We start from the raw sequence: 1789 nt of genomic DNA, 5'->3' as shown, positions 1-1789 counted from the left end.
CGCCCCCGCCCGCTCCGCCCGCACCGGACACCGCACGCCGGGAGGCGGCCTCCGCCAGTTCGGCGACCTCGTCGTCCGCGCCGGTGTCCGGCCACAGCTGCGGGGTCACGCCCGAGGCGTCGCGGACCGGCTCCGTACGCCGGTGGACCTTCTCGACGTCGTCGCCGGGGCCGGAGACCAGGTCGCGGAACAGCGCGCACCGGTCCTGCAGTTCGTCGGCGGTCCCGACGTCGACGACCGCGCCCTTGTCGAGCACCGCGATCCGGTCGGCCAGCGTCAGCGTGGAGCGCCGGTGGGCGATCAGGAGGGTGGTACGCGACCGGGTCACGCTGCGCAGGGTGTCGTGGATCGCCGCCTCGGTGACCGTGTCCACCGCCGAGGTGGCGTCGTCCAGGATCAGCACGCGCGGGTCGGTGAGCAGTGCACGGGCGAGGCCGACGCGCTGGCGTTGCCCGCCGGACAGGGTCAGGCCGCGTTCGCCGACCTGGGTGTCGTAGCCGTCGGGCAGCGCACGGATGAACTCGTGCGCCTCGGCGGCCCGCGCCGCGGCGACCACCTCCTCGTCCGTGGCGTCCGGCCTGCCGTAGGCGATGTTGCCGCGCACCGTGTCCGAGAACAGGAACGCCTCCTCGAACACCACCCCGACCGTGTGCCGCAGCTCGGTCAGCGACAGCTCCCGGACGTCGACCCCGCCGAGCCGGACGTGCCCCCGGTGCGGGTCGTAGAAGCGGGGCAGCAGCAGGGACAGGGTCGACTTGCCGGACCCGGCGGTGCCCACCAGCGCCAGCGTCTCGCCCTCCCGCGCGTGCAGGGTCAGCCCGTCGAGCACCGGGTCGTCGCGGGTGTAGCCGAAGCGCACGTCGTCGAACCGGACGTCGAGGGCGCCGTCCGGGACCGCCCGCGGATCCTCGGGGTCGCGGACCTCGGGTTGGGCGTCGATCAGCTCGTGCACCCGTTCGGCGCCCGCACGGGTGAGCTGGGCCTGCACGACCAGGCTCGCCAGCATCCGTGCGGGGCCCACCAGCGCGGAGACGTACGTGGCGAAGGCCAGGAACGTGCCCAGGCTGATCTCGCCGCGCAGCGCGAGGATCCCGCCGACGGCGAGCACGGCGACCTGGCCCGCCGCGGGCAGCGCCGAGGTGGTGGCCGTCGGCACCGCCGACAACCGGGCCGCCCGCAGGCGCTCGGCGAACAGGGTCCGCGCGGTCCCGTCGAGGGTGTCCACCTCCCGGGACTCCTGGCCGAACCCCTTCACCACGCGGACCCCGCTGACGGTCTCCTCGACCTGCTGGGCGACGTCGGCCGCACGCTGCTGGGCCGACCAGGTGGCGGGGAACAGCCGCTTGCGGCTGACGCCCACCACGATCCCCACGGCCGGTGCCACCACCAGCGCGATCAACGTCAGCAGCGGCGACATCCACAGCATCGCGCCCAGCGCGAGCCCGGCGAACACCACCGACCCGGTGGACAGCGGCACCTGCATCAGGAACCCGGTCACCAGCTGGAGGTCGGTGATCGCGCGGGAGACGATCTGACCGGTCCGCAGCGAGTCCTGCTTCCCGCCGTCGAGCCGGGACACCGAGGCGAACACGTCCCGGCGGAGGTCGTGCTGCACGTCGAGGGCCAGCCGGCCGCCCAGGTAGCGGCGGGCGAACGCGCTGCCGAACGCGAGCACCTGCAGGGCGAGCAGCCCGCCCGCGAGCAGGCCCAGCCGGGAGGTGTCCCCGTCGACGGCGTCGTCCACCGCCTCCCGGACCAGCAGGGGTGTGGCGGCCTGCAGCCCGACCCC

The 1789-nt window shown here is 74.8% G+C and carries 1 protein-coding gene; it reads right to left on the bottom strand.

Annotated elements, in window-relative coordinates:
* Positions 1–1789: ABC transporter ATP-binding protein (locus ACTIR_RS24345; protein ID WP_154663815.1), on the bottom strand; the 1789-nt coding region annotated here is incomplete at both ends.

Origin of the sequence: Saccharomonospora iraqiensis subsp. iraqiensis (assembly GCF_000430445.1) — a bacterium.
Lineage (GTDB): Bacteria > Actinomycetota > Actinomycetes > Mycobacteriales > Pseudonocardiaceae > Saccharomonospora > Saccharomonospora iraqiensis.
This window is presented reverse-complemented; position numbering and strand designations above follow the sequence as displayed.